This is a genomic window from Nonomuraea composti (assembly GCF_012034275.1).
GTDB lineage: Bacteria > Actinomycetota > Actinomycetes > Streptosporangiales > Streptosporangiaceae > Nonomuraea > Nonomuraea composti.
On the sequence record NZ_JAATEP010000004.1, the window covers coordinates 267,215 to 281,714 of the forward strand.

11 protein-coding genes are annotated in these 14,500 nt (G+C 71.0%); 7 read left to right on the forward strand and 4 right to left on the reverse strand.

Annotated features, from left to right (window positions below; translation table 11 throughout):
* The first annotated feature begins 2 nt into the window (after positions 1-2).
* Positions 3-875, forward strand: coding sequence for a sugar kinase (locus HCN51_RS08640; protein WP_168008478.1), 873 nt, complete (start codon positions 3-5; stop codon positions 873-875).
* Here HCN51_RS08640 and HCN51_RS08645 read toward each other — a convergent pair.
* Positions 872-4,156 (reverse strand): discoidin domain-containing protein, encoded by a 3,285-nt coding sequence (locus HCN51_RS08645; protein WP_168008480.1) that lies wholly within the window; start codon positions 4,154-4,156, stop codon positions 872-874. The two genes, HCN51_RS08640 and HCN51_RS08645, sit on opposite strands and share 4 nt — an antisense overlap.
* A gap of 238 nt (positions 4,157-4,394) precedes the next feature.
* On the opposite strand from HCN51_RS08645, the gene HCN51_RS08650 reads away from it, so the two are divergent.
* The 5 genes from HCN51_RS08650 (at position 4,395) to HCN51_RS08670 (ending at position 10,526) form a co-directional block, all read left to right on the forward strand.
* Positions 4,395-5,384 carry a LacI family DNA-binding transcriptional regulator gene (locus HCN51_RS08650; protein WP_168008482.1) on the forward strand — a complete coding sequence of 330 codons (990 nt, stop codon included), beginning with the start codon at positions 4,395-4,397 and terminating at the stop codon, positions 5,382-5,384.
* A gap of 464 nt (positions 5,385-5,848) precedes the next feature.
* Positions 5,849-7,198 carry an ABC transporter substrate-binding protein gene (locus HCN51_RS08655; RefSeq protein WP_168008484.1) on the forward strand — a complete coding sequence of 450 codons (1,350 nt, stop codon included), beginning with the start codon at positions 5,849-5,851 and terminating at the stop codon, positions 7,196-7,198.
* 4 nt (positions 7,199-7,202) lie between these two features.
* Entirely contained in the window at positions 7,203-8,069 is an 867-nt protein-coding gene (locus tag HCN51_RS08660) for a carbohydrate ABC transporter permease (protein ID WP_080042583.1), read from the forward strand.
* The gene (locus HCN51_RS62185; RefSeq protein WP_346433579.1) at positions 8,066-8,998 is read left to right on the forward strand and encodes a carbohydrate ABC transporter permease; all 933 of its coding nucleotides are present in this window, start codon (positions 8,066-8,068) and stop codon (positions 8,996-8,998) included. The genes HCN51_RS08660 and HCN51_RS62185 overlap by 4 nt, the downstream gene beginning before the upstream one ends.
* A gap of 4 nt (positions 8,999-9,002) precedes the next feature.
* Complete coding sequence (locus HCN51_RS08670) at positions 9,003-10,526, forward strand: glycoside hydrolase family 13 protein (RefSeq protein WP_168008486.1); 1,524 nt, start codon at positions 9,003-9,005, stop codon at positions 10,524-10,526.
* Here the strand turns inward: HCN51_RS08670 and HCN51_RS08675 are convergent.
* Positions 10,517-11,980 carry a nitrilase-related carbon-nitrogen hydrolase gene (locus HCN51_RS08675; protein WP_168008488.1) on the reverse strand — a complete coding sequence of 488 codons (1,464 nt, stop codon included), beginning with the start codon at positions 11,978-11,980 and terminating at the stop codon, positions 10,517-10,519. The two genes, HCN51_RS08670 and HCN51_RS08675, sit on opposite strands and share 10 nt — an antisense overlap.
* Before the next feature lie 64 nt (positions 11,981-12,044).
* Between HCN51_RS08675 and HCN51_RS08680 the strand changes: the two genes are divergently transcribed.
* A complete protein-coding gene (locus tag HCN51_RS08680) occupies positions 12,045-12,572 on the forward strand; it encodes a carboxymuconolactone decarboxylase family protein (RefSeq protein WP_168008490.1) in 528 nt (175 codons plus the stop codon).
* Between the two features lie 35 nt (positions 12,573-12,607).
* Here HCN51_RS08680 and HCN51_RS08685 read toward each other — a convergent pair whose 3' ends face one another.
* Together HCN51_RS08685 and HCN51_RS08690 are read right to left on the reverse strand one after the other, a co-directional pair.
* A complete protein-coding gene (locus HCN51_RS08685; protein ID WP_168008492.1) occupies positions 12,608-13,489 on the reverse strand; it encodes a phosphotransferase in 882 nt (293 codons plus the stop codon).
* A gap of 3 nt (positions 13,490-13,492) precedes the next feature.
* Positions 13,493-14,488 (reverse strand): LacI family DNA-binding transcriptional regulator, encoded by a 996-nt coding sequence (locus tag HCN51_RS08690; protein ID WP_080042577.1) that lies wholly within the window; start codon positions 14,486-14,488, stop codon positions 13,493-13,495.
* Positions 14,489-14,500: the final 12 nt, after the last annotated feature.

The window sequence follows — 14,500 nt, forward strand, 5'->3', positions numbered from 1 at the left end:
GCATGACCGACGTCTACACGCTCGGCGAGCCGGTGGGGGTGGTCTCCAGCGGCCGGGTCCGCCACGAGAGCGAGGCCAGGCTGGACGTGTGCGGGCCCGAGTTCACGCTGGCCATCGCCCTGGCCCGGCTCGGGCACCGGTGCGCGTACCTGGGCAAGGTGGCCGGCGACGAGCTCGGCGCCCGGGCGCTGACCGTCCTGCGGGGCGAGGGCGTGGACGTCGAGGACGTGCGCGTGACCGAGGGCGCCCGCACGGGGCTGCTCCTGCGCGAGTCGCGCGTCGGCCGCGAGCCCGCCGTGACCCACTACCGCACCGGCTCCGCCGGCGCGCTGCTCGCGCCCGGCAACGTCCCCATCGACCGCATCGCAGCCGCGCGCATGCTGCACGTGACCGGTCTCACCGCCGCCCTGAGCAGGGACGCGCAGGACGCCGTGCGCGCCGCCGTCTCCGCCGCCAGGACCGCCGAGGTGCCGATCTCCTTCTCCGTCGAGTACGTACCGGAGCTGTGGCCCTCCGTGCGCGAGGCCGAGGAGGTGCTGAGCGAGCTGGCCTGCCAGGCGCACCTGCTCTTCCTCCGCCAGGACGAGCTCGACCTGGTCAAGCCCGCCCTCACCCCCGAGCGGGAGGTCGTGGTGGACCGCGGCGCGAAGGGCGCCAGCGTGCGGGCCGACCGCATGCGCTACGACGTCCAGGGCTGGCAGGTGCCCGTGGTGGACACCGCGGGAGCGGGCGAGGCGTTCGCCGCCGGCTACATCAGCGCCGCGCTCGACGGCCTCACCCCCCAGGAACGCCTGCACCGCGGGGCGCTGCTGAGCGCCGCCGCGGTGTCCGGCGTGAGCGACTGGCAGGGGCTGCCCACCAGGGCCGAGCTCTAGTTGATCGTCAGGGTGAACGTCGAGGTCGTGTTCTTGATGTTCTGGTAGTTGTCGCTGAAGCGCAGGTTGGTGAACGTGGCCGAGCCGATCGCCGGGCCCTGGCCGGGCTCGGGCAGCTCGTTCACCCAGATGCCGAACCCCGACTTGGCGTCGAAGGCGTCACCGCTGCGCTGCGCCCCGCTGATCGACACGTTCGTGAAGGCCGTGTCCTTGATCGGGTTCAGCGGCGTGCTCGGGCTCGAGTAGCCGGTCTGGAACATGATCCCGCTGTACGTCGGGTCCACGATGTCCAGGTTGCTGACCCGGATGCCCTGGAACACCTTCGAGGAGGAGAACAGCCACATCGCCGGGAACGTCTGCTGCCCCCAGAAGTGCCCGCCCGCCCGCACCAGCGAGATGTTGTCGAACGTCGTGGGCGGGCTGGCGCCGAAGCCCAGCATCGGGATGCCGAAGTCCAGCGAGCTGATCGTCACGCCCGAGTAGACCAGCGTGTCGGCGATGTAGATGTTCCTGAACGTGTTGTCGTAGCCGCCGTACACCGCCAGGCCCGCGGCCCGCCAGGTCAGCAGCGACGTCAGGTTCTCGAAGACGTTGCCGGTCTGCTCGCCCGCGTTGTTGTCGATGGCCGAGAACAACGCGAAGCTGTCGTCGCCCGTGGACCGGGTCTCCACGTTGGTGACGTGGTTGCCGGTGCTGCCGTTCGTCATGTTCAGGCCGTCGGCGAACGTGTTGCGGATCCGGGAGTTCCTGATCGTCAGGTTGTCCGTGTTCGACCCCCACAACATGCAGATCTGGTGCTCGATCCACACGTTGTCGATCGTCATGTTCGCCACGTTGTTGAAGTCGAACACCTTGCCGGGGCCGTCGATGCGCTCCACGTAGTTGCCGAAGTAGGCGAACCCGGAGAACACCGACCCGTTCGCCGAAGCCTCCGCGCGGAAGCCGATGTCGGTGCCCGACTGGCCGGCCGGCGCGTAGAACCTGGTGAACCAGGGGCCCGCCCCGACGACCTTGACCGCCTTGCCGTACACCTGGAACTTGCCGTTCGTCTGGTAGTCGCCCGGCGGCAGGTAGACGCCGCTCAGGTTGGCGTCCATGCGGGCCTTGTCGAGCGCGTTCTGCACGTCCTGGTGCCCGAATCCGGCCGGTACGGCGTACTTCGCGGGGTCCGGGTTCGGGATCTGGGTGGCCAGCTCGAAGTCCACGAAATCGATCGCGTAGTTCAGCGAGTTGGCCGCGTCCTTCTGCAGCCTGATCTTGCTGCCCTTGGGGACGGTGGTGCCGAGCAGCAGGTTCGCCTCGTCGTAGATGTGCCGGGGCGGGCCGGAGGACGGGTTGTTGTTCGGGCTCGCCTCCGCGCCGTACAACCAGGCGTAGCGGGAGGTCAGGTTGATCGCCTTGAGGAAGGAGCCGTTCACGTAGACGTTCAGCGTCGAGCTCTGGCCGCCGCCGCCCGGCGCGTCCGGCATCGAGAAACGGGTGACCAGGGTGTTCGTGTCCGCCCTCGTGGTGAACTCGACGTACGCGCCGGTCTGGTTGAGCGTGACCGCGCGCCGGCCCGACGCCTCGCCGGCGATCGTGCCGATCTCCCTGCTCGGGCCGACCCGCGCCGCGCCGCCGCCGATCGCGGCGTCCTCGGCCTCATAGGTGTCGTACGGCATGTTCGCGCCCCGGCCGACGAACAGCGGCAGCGTGCTCGTGTTGTTGGCCCGCTTGACCGGCAGCTCGTTGGCGTCGTCGGCGAGCACGGTCTTCACCGTGTACCTGCCGTTGGCCGCCGTCCACGTGCCCAGCGTCACCGGGCTCGTGGTGGCACCGGCGGCGATCGCGCCACTGGTCGAGCCGGTCAGCGTCCTGACGACGTTGCCCGAGCCGTCGGTGACGGTGAGCGTGATGCCGTGCGCGCCGGTGCCGGACGCGATCGTGCCCTGGTTCCTGATCGCCACCGAGAACGTGACCGTGCTGCCCGCGGCCGGGTTGCCCGGCGTCCAGGCGACGGGCGCGGCGATCAGGTCGGCCGTGTCGACCGGCTTGACCGTCAGGGTGCCCGTGGTGGCGTTGTTGGCCTCGTTCTGCTCGATGACCTTGTTGTCCTCGTCCACCTTGGCGGAGAGCTGGTACGTCCCCGCCTCCCTTGCCCCGATGTTCGCGGACACGGTGGTGGAGGCTCCGGCGGCCAGCGCGCCCACGTCGGCGCTGCCCACCTTGGCGGTGCCCGCGTAGAAGTTCACCGAGGTCGCGGCCGAGGCGGCGGTGCCCGCGTTCTTCACCGTGGCCGACAGCGTCACCGCGTCGGTCTCCACCGGAGCGGCGGGGGAGGAGGACAGGCCCGACACGGTCAGGTCGGGATTGGGAGCCGGGGTGCCGAAGATCTGGAACTCGGCGACCTGGCCGCTGGGGGCGCCGGAGTTCGCGGTGAACTGCAGCCGCACGTCGGCGGCCTTGCCCGAGACCGGGATCGTCACCGTGTTGCCGGTGGCCGGGTCGAAGGTGTAGGTGGCCTGGGCGGCCAGGGTGGTGAAGGAGCTCGCGGACTGCTCCCGCCCGAGCACCTGCAACGTCTGGGTGCGGCGGCCCCAGACCGGGTCCGGGTTCAGCTTGAGGGTGACGGCCGTCAGGTCGGCGTTCGCGCCGAGCTGCGCGGTCAGCGTGGCCGGGTAGGCGCCGCCCTCCCAGTAGGTCTGGAGGTTGTCGTCGTTGGCGTTCGCGGCGGCGTAGGTGTGGGTGTGGCCCGACTCGGTCATGGTCTTGCCGAGAGCCAGGTTCGGGCCGTCGGGGCCGGGGCCCGGGTTGTCCTGGGTGCTGCCCCACACCTCCAGCTCCGAGAGCTGCCCGGCCGGCCAGCCGGAGTTGGCGGTGATGTGCACGCGGACGTAGCGGGCCGTGGTGTCGGCGGGCAGCGTGACGGTGGCCGCCGGGCTGATCGTGTAGGTGGCCGAGGCGGCCAGGGTGGTGAAGCTGGAGCCGTTCGTGCTGCCCTGGACGGTCAGCGTCTCGGTGCGGCTCGGCCAGCCGTTCGGCAGCTTGAGCACCACCTTGCTCAGGCTCGCGGCGGCGCCGAGATCGACCTGCGCCCACTGCGGGAAGGCGTTGTTGGCCGACTCCCAGTAGGTGGCCTGGTTGCCGTCGGTGAGGTTGGCCGGGCGGTAGACGTCGGTGAAGCTGCTCGCCGTGGCGGTCTTGCCGGCGGCGAGGTTGACGTCGGCCGCGGCCTGCGCGGCTGCGGCCGGTACGGCGAGGGATCCGATGAGTAACGTAAGGGCGGCTAACAGTGCTCGCATGGGGGTGGCCCTTCGGGTAAGGCGGATGGCCGAACCATAAGATGTCGAACAGATGGCCGCAATATTTCGACGACATTTCGCAAGCAATCGACTGACTCTGCGGGCCCGCTTCCGCCTCCTCCTGCTGGTCAGGCCCCGATAAACCGCACGAACCCCGCTGTGGACGCGGTGCAAGCCGCGACGTTCGATCCACGTAAGCCGTTGCAAGCGCTTGCGTGGAAGGCCGTATAGTTTGCGCATGACGCGACGACTCGCAGAGGTGGCCAAGAAGGTCGGAGTGAGCGAGGCGACCGTGAGCCGCGTGCTCAACGGCAAGCCAGGGGTGTCCGACGCGACCCGCGAGGCCGTGCTCACGGCACTCGACGTCCTCGGCTACGAACGCCCCACCCAGCTCCGCGGCGACCGCGCCAGGCTGGTCGGCCTCGTACTCCCCGAACTACAGAACCCGATCTTCCCCGCGTTCGCGGAAGTGGTCGGCGGCGCCCTCGCCCAGCAGGGCTTCACCTCCGTGCTGTGCACCCGCACCGTCGGCGGCGTCTCCGAAGCCGACTACGTCGACCTCTTGCTCCAGCAGCAGGTCAGCGGCGTCGTCTTCGCCGGCGGCCTCTACGCCCAGGCCGACGCCTCCCACGGCCACTACGAGCTGCTGCACGAGCGCAAACTCCCCACCGTGCTCGTCAACGCCGCCGTCCAGCACCTCGACTTCCCCCAGGTGTCGTGCGACGACGTGGTCGCCGCCGAAATGGCCATCGCCCACCTGCGCGCCCTCGGCCACGAACGCATCGGCATGGTCCTCGGCCCCAAGGACCACATGCCGTCCCGCCGCAAACTCGAGACCTTCCAGGCGTCCGGCGGCGACGTCGAGCTCGTCGAGCACACCATGTTCTCCCTCGAAGGCGGCCACGCCGCCGCCGCCCGCCTCGTCAAACGCGGCGTCACCGGCGTCATCTGCGCCAGCGACCTGCTCGCCCTCGGCACCGTCCGCGCCGCCCGCCGCGCCGGCCTCGCCGTCCCCACCGACCTGTCCGTCATCGGCTTCGACGACTCCGCCCTCATGAACTGCACCGAACCTCCCCTGACCACCGTCCGTCAGCCCATCGACGCGATGGGCCGCGCCGCCGTGGACCTGCTGGTCGCCCAGATCGACAAGGCCGTGGTCCCGGCGGACGAACTCCTCTTCGAACCGGAACTCGTCGTCCGCGCCTCCACCACCCGCGCCCGCCCCTGACCCACCGCCCGCCCTTGCCCGGTTCGCGGGACGGTGGGGTGGGGGCGGCTCAAGGGGTGCGGCGCCGCACGTGGTGGGGGTGGTCCGGCGGTGGTGCGGTGGTGTCGCGCGGCACGAAACGCGAGGCCGCCGGCGCGGGTGGTGCCTAGGCGCGGTGCTGCCGGTGTGTCGCAGGAGTGTGGCGCACGGCCACACGCTCGCGCCTTGCCCGCGCCGGTGCGGCGGTGGAGCCATGCGGCGTGGCGCGTGCGTGGCCGACGACGGCAAGCGGCGCCATGCCCTTGCCTGGGCCGGGTCGAGGCAGGACGGGGTGGGCCCGAGGTGGGGCGGGGGTCGGAGGCAGGGTCCGGCCCGGGTGGTGGGCGGCGTAACGCAGTCGTTATCTTGCAATGTGAAGTCGAAATATTGCGCACATCCGTCACGGATCCTATGGTGTGGGCACCTCGCATCAGAAGGGTCAGACCATGCAGAGATCCACCGGACTCTTGCTCGTATCCGCACTAGCCCTCTCCACCGCCGCCTGCGGCTCCGGGAGTGAGCCTGCTCCGAGCGCCGGCGGCGCCAAGGCCGTGTCGATCACGGTGGCCTGCCAGCCGGCGAAGTCCGCGCCGAAGGAGCGGCAGGCGTGGGATGACGACGTGGCCGCGTTCATGAAGGCGCACCCCGGCGTGACGGTCAAGAGTACGGACCAGCAGCCGTGCTTCGACCCCAAGACGTTCGGTCCGAAGCTGGCGGGCGGCCAGATGGAGACGGCGTTCGTGGTGCCGGTGACGAACTACAACGACGTGATCGGCAAGGGCCAGGCCCTGGACATCACCCCGTACACGAACCTGATCAAGAACTGGAACGACCTGCGCCAGGACCACAAGGAGCTGGTCACCAAGGACGGGAAGGTGTACGGCGTCCCGAACGTGCACTACAGCGTGGGTCTGGTCTACAACCGGGCGCTGTTCACGAAGGCCGGGCTGAACCCGGACGCCCCGCCGAAGACATGGGCGGAGGTGCGGGAGGCGGCGAAGAAGATCGCCGCGCTGGGCCCGGGCTACGTGGGGTACGGCGAGTACTCGGGCGGGAACACCGGCGGCTGGCACTTCACGCAGGCGATCTACGGCCGCGGCGGCGACATCCTGACGCCCGACAACAAGAAGGCGGCGTTCAACTCGCCCGAGGGCAAGGCCGTGCTGCAGACGCTGCACGACATGCGCTGGGTGGACAACAGCATGGGCACGAAGCTGCTGGTCGGCTGGGAGTCGCTCATGGTGGCGATGGGCAGCGGCAAGGTCGGCATGATGCTGGGCGCGCCGGACGTGGTCACGGACGTGGTCAACAAGTTCAAGGGCAACGTCGCCGACTACGGCATCACCGGCTTCCCGGAGGCGAAGGCGTCGCTGAGCGGCGGCGAGGCGTTCATGATCAACCCGAAGGCCACGCCGGAGGAGGCCAAGGCGGCGCTGGAGTGGATCGACTTCCGCTTCAACACGGTCGGCAAGGGCCGCTTCGACTTCGCCCGCGGCAAGAGCATCGGCAACCCGGTCGGCGTGCCCGACAACGCGGTCTACGGCGACTCGCCGACCGGCAAGGCCATCCAGGCGGACCGGGTGAAGAACGCCTCGCTGCCGGTCGCGAACTACGAGTCCTACGTGCAGGCCGCCGGCACGATCCCGCCGAAGGCGGAGCCGCTGCACGCCCAGGAGCTGTACGCCATCCTCGACGTGGCCATGTCGGGCGTCCTGAGCCGTAAGGACGCCAGCATCGACCAGCTCCTCGCGGACGCCGAGACGAAGGCCAACGCGGTGCTGGCGGCCAAGGGCTGACCCTATGCAGATCTTGAGGCGCAATCTGACGGCCTACGGGTTCTTGTGCGCGGCGCTGGCCTGTTTCACGGTGTTCGCCTGGTATCCGATGGTCAGGGAGTTCATTCTGAGCTTCCAGAAGACCGACCTGATCAACGAGCCGATCTGGGTGGGCCTGGACAACTTCGTCACGGCGTTCCAGGATCCGGCCTTCGGCGAGGCGTGGCTGAACACGCTGGAGTTCACGTTCCTCGCGCTGCTGTGCGGCTATGCCGTGCCGTTCGTCGTCGCGCTCGTCCTGAACGAGCTGCGCCACGCCCGGGCCTACCTGCGGTTCGTGGTCTACCTGCCGGTCATGTTGCCGCCGATCGTGGCGGTGCTGCTGTTCCGGTGGTTCTACGATCCGGGGCCCGGGCTGTTCAACCAGGTGCTGGACGCGTTCGGCCTGCCGCCGCTGGCCTGGCTGGACAGCTCGTCCACCGCGCTGATCTCGCTGGTCATCGTCTCGACGTGGATGAACATGGGCAGCGCGACGCTGATCTATCTGGCCGCGCTGCAGAACATCCCGCCGGAGCTGTACGAGGCGGCCGAGCTGGACGGGGCCGGCATCTGGAAGCGGATCAGGCACGTCACGATCCCGCAGACGCGGCTGATCCTGCTGCTCATGCTGATGCTGCAGATCGTGGCGACCATGCAGGTGTTCATCGAGCCCTACATGCTGACCGGCGGCGGCCCGGAGAACGCGACGGTCACGGTCGCGTACCTGATGTTCCAGAACGCGTTCACGTTGCAGGACTACGGCTCGGCCGGGGCGCTCGGCATGATGCTGATGATCGTGCTGCTCGTGTTCGCCGCCTTCCAGCTCCGCCTGACGAGGGAGGACAAGGCGTGATCTCCGTCGGGGCCCGGGCCGCCACTGGCGGCAAGCGGGGCAGGAGGCGGTCGCCGAAGCCGATCGAGGTGCAGTTCCGCACGATCGTCTCGCCGCACCAGCTCAACAGCAGGTGGGGCCGGCGCATCTACTGGATCGTGCTGGCGGCCGTGCTCGTGCTGTTCACGCTGGCGTTCGTCTTCCCGCTGTACTGGATGGTCACCGGCGCGCTGAAGACGCCGGAGGAGCTGGCGCAGATGCCGCCGACGCTCTTCCCTGCCGACCCGACGCCGACCGCGTTCTTCGAGGCGTGGGACCTGTTCGACATCGGCACGCTGCTGCTGAACACGGGTTACTACTCGCTGGGCGGCTGGGTCGTCTGCATGGCGGTGGACGTGTCGGCGGCGTACGCGCTGTCGAAGCTGCGCCCGATGTTCGGCAACGTCATCCTCGGCATGATGCTGGCCACGCTGATGATCCCGGCGATGGTGGTGCTCATCCCGCTGTACGTGACGGTCGTGGACCTGGGCCTGCTGAACAACCCGTGGGCGCTGTGGCTGCCCGCGGCGGCCAACGGGTTCAACATCTTCCTGCTCAAACGCTTCTTCGACTCGATCCCGCGCGAGCTGATCGAGGCCGCGCAGATCGACGGCGCGGGTGCGGTGCGGATCCTGCGTTCGGTGGTCCTGCCCATCTCCCGGCCCATCCTCGGCGTGGTGTCGATCTTCACGATCGTCACCTCGTTCAAGGACTTCGTCTGGCCGCTGCTCGTCATGACCGACAGCGACAAGATGACGATCAGCGTCGGCCTGTCGCAGACGGCCGGGGCCGTCACCCAGAACCAGGTCATGGGCGGCCTGCTGATCACCAGCATCCCCATGATCATCGTTTTCTTCATCTTCCAACGGCACATCATGGCGGGGCTCACCGCCGGAAGCATCAAGGGATAAGCGCATGTCGCAAACGTGGTGGCGGGGGGCCGCGATCTACCAGGTCTACCTGCGTAGCTTCGCCGACGGGAACGGCGACGGCGCCGGTGACCTGGCCGGTCTGCGCTCCCGCCTGCCGTACCTGAAGGATCTCGGGATCGACGCCGTCTGGCTCAACCCGTGGTACCCGTCGCCGATGGCCGACGGGGGCTACGACGTGGCCGACTACCGCGGCATCGAGCCGGTCTTCGGGACGCTGGAAGAGGCCGAGCGGTTCATCGAGGAGGCGCACGAGCTCGACATCAAGGTCATCATCGACGTCGTCCCGAACCACAGCTCCACCGAGAGCGCCTGGTTCAAGGAGGCGCTGGCGAACCCGGCGGCCCGCGACCGGTTCTGGTTCGCCGACGAGCCGCTGAACGACTGGCAGTCCATCTTCGGCGGCTCCGCCTGGACGCAGGTGCCCGACGGGCAGTGGTACCTGCACCTGTTCGCCCCGGAGCAGCCCGACTTCAACTGGAACAACCCGGAGGTCCACCAGGAGTTCGAGGACGTGCTGCGCTTCTGGTTCGACCGGGGCGTGGACGGCGTGCGCATCGACTCGGCGGCGCTGCTGATCAAGTCCGACACCGCGTACGAAGACCTCGACGAGGTCCATGACGTCTACCGCCGGTGGCGCGAGGTGGCCGACGAGTACGGCGAGCGCGTCCTGATCGGCGAGGTCTGGCTCCCCGACCAGGAGCGTTTCGCCCGGTACCTGCGCCCCGACGAGCTGCACACGGCCTTCAACTTCGACTTCCTGTCGTGCGCGTGGGACCCGGCGGACCTGCGCAGGTCGATCGAGCTGACGCTGGCCACGCACACCCCCATCGGCGCCCCGCCGACGTGGGTGCTGTCCAACCACGACGTGACCAGGCCCGTCACCCGGTACGGCCGCGCCGACACCTCCTTCGCCCACGGCGGCGCCCTGCACGGCACCCCGACGGACCTGGAGCTCGGCTACCGCCGGGCCCGCGCCGCGGCGCTGCTGGCGATGGCGCTGCCCGGCGCGGTCTACGTCTACCAGGGCGAGGAGCTGGGCCTGCCGGAGGTGGAGGACCTGCCGGACGAGGTGCGCCAGGACCCGATGTACGCCCGTTCGGGCGGCAAGAACCCGGGCCGCGACGGCTGCCGCATCCCGCTGCCGTGGTCGGGCGAGGAGCCGCCGTTCGGCTTCGGCACGGGCACGCCGTGGCTGCCGCAGCCGGAGAGCTGGCGCAAGCTGACGGCAGAGGCGCAGCGTACGGACCTGGGCTCGATGCTGAACCTCTACCGTACGGCGCTGCGCCTGCGCCGGGAGCTGCTCGGCGACGGCACGCTGACCTGGCTGCCGCTGGGGGAGAAGGTGCTGGCGTTCACCCGTGACTCCGGCCTGACCTGCGTGACGAACCTGGCCACGGAGGCGGTGCCGCTGCCGCCGGGCGAGGTGCTGCTGGCCAGCGGCCCGGTCGTGGACGGGCTCCTGCCGTCCGACACCACGGCCTGGCTGTCCCGGAGTGGTCAGGACTGAGGCCGGCCCTGGCCGGCTCCCGGCTCACGACCGGTGAGGACGAGGTCGTCGCCCTCGCCGTCCGGCACCCGCCGGCGGCGAGGGGCGACCATCGCCAGGAGAGCCCCCGCGACGCAGACCCAGCCGAACCAGTCGCCGAACCGCGCGTAGAGGGTGACGCCTGACGGCCCGGCGGGCACGTCGGCGACGGCCGTCACGAAGGGCTCGCGCGTGCCCTCGGTGGAGGTGCCGGCCAGCACCCGCCCCCACGGGTCCGAGATCATCGGCGTGCCCCACTGCGCCGACCAGGCCAGCGAGAACCCGCTCTCCACTCCGCGCAGCAGCCCCATCCTGCTGTGCTGCCAGCCGTTGCCGAACTCGTCGGCCGCCGGGACGGCCAGCAGCCGCGTCCCCGCCCGCCCGTAGTCCCTGCTGGGGGCGGCGAAGTTGAGGTCCATGCAGTTGGCGAGGCCGATCCGGCCGCCCGCCGTCACCAGCTCCGTACCTCGCTTGAAGGGCGTCCCGGGCGCGAAGTGCCATTTGGTGTAGTACGCGGGCGCCGACCCGTCGGCCGGCAGCAGCACGGAGTAGTTGTACTTGATCGCGGGCGTGGTGTGCACGATGCCCACCACCACGTCCACGCCCCGCCCGCGCCCGGCCTCCGCCAGCGGCCCGATGACGCGGGGCAGGCCGGCCTCGTCGGTGCCGAACGCCCCTTCGGGCAGCACCACCGTGCGCACGCCGGCCGGCAAGGAGGCGATCCGGGCGGCGTACCCGCGCACCAGCTCCTGCCCCTCGGGGCTCGCGGCGTCCGGCGCCCACTGGTACCGCGTGGCGGCGAGCACCGCCACCCGCCGCAGCACCGCGTCGCCGGCGCCGGCCAGCCGCCAGGCCCCGAACGCGAGCGTCAGCGCGCAGATCACGCCCGCCACCACCCCGACCCGCAGCCGTGCCCGCGTGGACAGCAGCGCCGCCACCGCGCACGGCACCATGAGCACCAGGAACTCCACGCCCCACGCCCCGGTCACCGACGCGATCTGGGTCACCACCGGCACCTCGGCCTGGTTGGTGGCCAGCGGCCAGATGATGCCCGACGGGTTGGCCAGCGTGGTCAGGTGCATCGCCGCCACCCACGCCGCCGGCGCCGCGAGCACCGCCGTCAGCGCCCGGCCCCGCCGCAGCAACGCGCGGAAGAACGCCACCACGAGGCCGAACAGCAGCGAGCTGCCCGCCACGATCGCGATCCCGATCGGCAGCGGCACCGACGGCGTGCGCAGGAAGAACTCGAACTGCCCCGCCTGCCCGAGCAGGTAGGCGGCGGACGCCGCGCCGAACGCGGCCCGCCCGCTCACGCGTGGCGCGAGCCACAGCACCGGCAGAGGCGCGAGCCAGGTCAGCGCGGGGATCGGGGCGAACCCGGTGCCGAGCAGGAACAGCACCGCCGACGCGAGCAGCGCCGCTGGGATCTTGACCATGTATACACCGTAAACGTGCATTGTTTACGGCGTCAACAACGAATTCCAGGGTTACGATCACGGGATGGCACGCCTGCGCAGGACACCCCCGCACGAGCTGGACCCGGAGGCCAGGGCGCTCTACGACAAGATCACCTCAGGGCCGCGCGGCCGGTTCATGGTGGACGGGCAGGGCGGGCTCACGGGGCCGTTCAACGCCATGCTGCTCAGCCCGCCCCTCGGCGATCCGCTCCAGGAGCTGGGGGCCGCCGTCCGCTACCGCTCCACGCTCACCGACCGGGCGCGGGAGCTGGCGATCCTCGTGGTGGCCGGGCACCACGACAGCGCCTTCGAGCGGGCCGCCCACGAGCCGATCGCCCGGGAGCTGGGCTTCAGCGAGGAGCAGCTCCAGGCGTTGCGCGACGGCGCGCCCCTGACGCTCGACGACCCGGCCGAGTCGGCGGTGCTCGGCGTGGCCCGCGCGCTGGTCGCGAAGGGGGATCTGGACGACGAGGAGTACGCGGCGCTGGGGGAGCGGGTGCTGTTCGAGCTGACCACGCTGGTCGGCTACTACTCGACGCTCGCCCTCCAGCTCCGCGTCTTCCGCGTGTAGCGCCGCGACCAGCGGGTCATGCCGATGGCGCGGGATCAGCGCGTCATGCCGCTCGGGTCGCGCAGCCACGTCTCCAGCACCGCGCGGGCCTCGCCCGCCCGTTCGGGGAAGCGCAGCGCCCTGGCCAGCACCCACAGCGTGCCCTGCAGCCCCCGGGCCGCCACGAACGCCCGCAGCGCCGGATCGCCCGGATCGGCCCCGTAGGCCCGCACGGCGGCGCGCCCGTCCAGCCGGGTCGTCCGCAGCAGGACCGCCAGGTCCCACGCGGCGGGCGCCGCCATGCACTCCTCGAAGTCGTTCCACAGGAGCCCGGCAGGGGTGGCGAGCAGGTTGCCGGGATGCGCGTCACCGTGCACGGCCTGCACCCCGGCCGGCCCGTCCAGCCGCTCCCGCAGGGCGGCGTGCGCCTCCCGCAGGCGCGCCAGCTCACCGGCCCCGACCAACTCGGGGCCCGCCCCCGCCAGCAGGTCCAGCAGCCGCGCCGGCTCGTCCAGCACCGGCCCCAGGTACGGCAGCTCGCCCGGGAAGCCGCGCAGCGCCGCGTGCAGCTCCGCCAGCATCCGCCCGGCCTCGCCGGGCGTCACCACGCGGGCGGGATCGTGCCGGACGTGCGCCCAGAACGTCACCGCGATCCCGTCGTGCACGTGCGGCCCGGCGGGCAGCAGGTCGCTGGGCGGCACCACCGGCGCCCCCGCCGCGCGCAGGAACGACACGACCGCCATCTCGCGCCCCAGCGCGTCGGCGGGGCGCGGCCGGCCGAGGGCCGTGGTGGTGGGCACCCGCGCCACGACCGGCGCGGGCCGCAGCAGGACCCGGAGGCTGAACGAGTCGTGCAGCACCTCAGGCTCCGCCACGCGCACCCCGTGCTCCTCGGCCACCGCGACGGCGGCGGCCACGGCGGCGCTCCGCGACGGCATGGGCTAGGCCGACTCCCTGATCACCAGCTCGGTGGGCAGGATGATCGGCTCGGTGGGCCCGCCCTCGAACAGGTTGAGCAGCAGCCTGACCATGGCCGCCGCCTGCTCGGCGATCGGGTGCCGCAGCGTCGTCAGCGGCGGCTCGGTGTACTTGGCCGCCTCGACGTCGTCGAACCCGACCACCGCCACGTCGTCGGGCACCCGCCGCCCGGCCTGCCGCAGCGACTGCAGCGCCCCGACCGCCATCATGTCGTTGGCCACGAACACGGCGTCGAGCCCCGGGTCGTCGCCGAGGAGCTGCCGCATCGCGATCGCGCCCGACTCGCGGGTGAAGTCGCCCACCGCGACGATGGAGCGGCGGTCGGAGTCGCGCAGCACGTTGCGGTAGCCGGCCAGCCGGTCCTGGCCGGCGATCATGTCTTGTGGGCCGGCGATGGTGGCGATCCGGCGCCGCCCCGTCTCCACCAGGTGCCGCACCCCGGCCTCGGCCCCGCCGACGTTGTCGTTGTCGACGTACGGGATGTCGACCGGCACGGCCGGCCGCCCGTAGGAGACGACCGGCACGCGTAGCCGTGAGAGCGCGGACGGCAGCGGGTCGGCGCCGTGCATGGACAGCAGCATGACGCCGTCGACGTGCCCGCCGGCGATGTAACGCTCCACCCTGGCGTGACTCTTGGGCGAGGACGCCAGCATGAGCACGACCTGCTTGTTGATCGCCTCCAGCTCCACCGAGGCGGACCGGATCGCCGTGGAGAACAGCGGGTCCTCGGAGAAGACCCGGGTGCCGGGCTCGCTGACGACCAGGGCCACCGAGTCGGTGCGCTGGGTGACGAGGCTGCGCGCGGCGGAGTTGGGGACGTAGCCCAGCTCGTCGATCGCGCGCAGCACGGCGTCGCGGATGTGCGGCGCCACCGTCGTCTGCCCGTTGACCACCCGGGAGGCGGTGGCGCGCGACACGCCGGCGCGGGCGGCGACCGCCTCAAGGGTCGGGCGTCTCATGTCTGCACCAGG